This window comes from Streptomyces sp. NPDC046197 (assembly GCF_040646295.1).
Taxonomy (GTDB): Bacteria; Actinomycetota; Actinomycetes; order Streptomycetales; family Streptomycetaceae; genus Streptomyces.
Genome location: NZ_JBEYZY010000102.1, coordinates 1 through 1,574, shown reverse-complemented (window position 1 = coordinate 1,574; position 1,574 = coordinate 1). Strand labels below are relative to the sequence as shown.

Annotated in this window: 3 protein-coding genes; all 3 read right to left on the bottom strand. The window is 69.0% G+C overall.

Going from position 1 to position 1,574, the window contains the following annotated elements; all coding sequences use genetic code 11:
* Window positions 1–153: 153 nt before the first annotated feature.
* Window positions 154–1,131: a transposase family protein gene (locus AB0A61_RS41065; RefSeq protein ID WP_361304732.1), complete on the bottom strand. Its 978-nt coding sequence runs from the start codon at window positions 1,129–1,131 to the stop codon at window positions 154–156.
* Between the two features lie 68 nt (window positions 1,132–1,199).
* On the bottom strand, window positions 1,200–1,385 hold the full coding sequence (locus tag AB0A61_RS41060) for a DUF1737 domain-containing protein (protein WP_361304729.1): 186 nt from the start codon (window positions 1,383–1,385) through the stop codon (window positions 1,200–1,202).
* On the bottom strand, window positions 1,382–1,574 hold a 193-nt coding region (locus AB0A61_RS41055), incomplete at its 5' end, for a transposase (RefSeq protein WP_361304726.1). The genes AB0A61_RS41055 and AB0A61_RS41060, both read right to left, overlap by 4 nt.

The window sequence follows — 1,574 nt, the reverse complement described above, 5'->3', positions numbered from 1 at the left end:
CAGTGCCCGCCGGTGCTTGCCCTTGAGGACACCGGTGGCCTTCACGACCTCCCGCACGGCCTCGAACACCCGGTTCGGGCGGGTGGAACGGCTAACGACCTTGGGAGCGATTGAGGTCCGGGCGTGCTGGCCTGGCGGATCGGCTGGTGATGATCAGCAGGCGGCCGGGCGGACGAGCACCAGTTCGGTGCTCGTGCGGCGTCGGGTCGCCCTCTTGGCGGAGCGGTCGGAGACGAGGCCGGCGATGGCGAGGTGGGTTTCTCGGTAGGTCTCGCGCCGTCCGGTGAACCGCTGCAACAGCCGCCACTGCTTGTACTCGGCATTGGTGTGCTCGACGTGGATCCGGGCTGAAGACTGGCGGCGACGCCACTCGCGCCAGGCGTGGTGCTCGCCCAGCGGTGCATCGTCCTTCGGCTTCTTCGGCGGGGCGTCGACCTGGTCGGGGAACTCGTTGGCCAGTCCGCGGTAGCCCTCGTCGACCTTGGCCTTGACCTCGGGGCGCTGGCAGAACTGCTCGGCGATGCCCTCGGTGCGCACCGAGGTCTGGTCATGCATCCGGCCGGGACGGACCACGCCGCTGAACAGAGTGCGGCCCTGGCCGTCGCTGAAGGTGGTGGTCTTGATCGTGTTCTGCTTCTTCTTGCCGGAGATGAACGCTCTGCGCCCCGGGCGGCCCGCTTTCGGGCGGCGGACCTGGACCTCGGTGCCGTCGATCCGCAAGCAGACGCCCTCGGCATCCGCGTAGGCGAACACATCCTCCAGCGTGCGGAGGCGGATGCCGAGGCGGTCGGGCACGGCGAAGCCACGGGCCGCCAGCAAAGCCCGGACCTCGCGGACCGCGTTCGAGATGGTGGAGCGGTCCACCCCGTACAACTCGGCGAGCGCCGCGTGCGGCAGACCAAGCCGCAGGTGGACCAGCGTGACCAGCAGCCGGTCGACGAAAACCAACCGCTGCTTCGGTCCGGCTCCCGCTGCCCGGCGCCGGTCCCCGCCGCGCCGCCGGCGCAGCGCCGACTCGCGGGCAGCCTCCCAACGCGGAGCGAGTTCTTCGAGCAACTCGCCGAAGTGCGCGCGGGAGATCCCGGACAGGGCAGGATGGGAACAGGCCGTACGGGCCCAGGCAAGCGTCACAACTCGCCCAACCTGTACGGCCCTTCCCATGTCACGGGCGACCGCGATCACCGCGACTCTCAAGGTCCCTATGACCGCGTCGGCCAGACCAGGGCCTGGGCGACGATGACGTTCTCCCCGTTGAAGGTGACGGCGGGGCCTTCGTGTAGCTCGTAGCCAAGGCCTATCGCCTCGCTCACACGGTGGCAGAACGCGGCATCGTCCGGCCCGGTCAGGACTCGGTAGACGGGCAATCCCTCAGGCGGTGTGCTCATGGGCGAAGGATTTCACGCAAGCCCCAGGTGTCCATGAGCACCCCCAGCCCAATCGCTCCCAAGGTCGTAAGACGACGACGGAAGTAGGCCAGTAGCGACGGGTCGAAGGCCATGTCGTGCAGGCCCAGTCCGCAGGCGGCCTTCCAGCGCAGGTCACAGCGCAGTTCCTGGACGGTCTCGAAGTCCGAC

What these genes read in the sequence shown, in the direction of transcription:
- AB0A61_RS41060 (WP_361304729.1), bottom strand. Translation starts at nt 1,385, where the DNA reads ATGAGCACACCGCCTGAGGGATTGCCCGTCTACCGAGTCCTGACCGGG.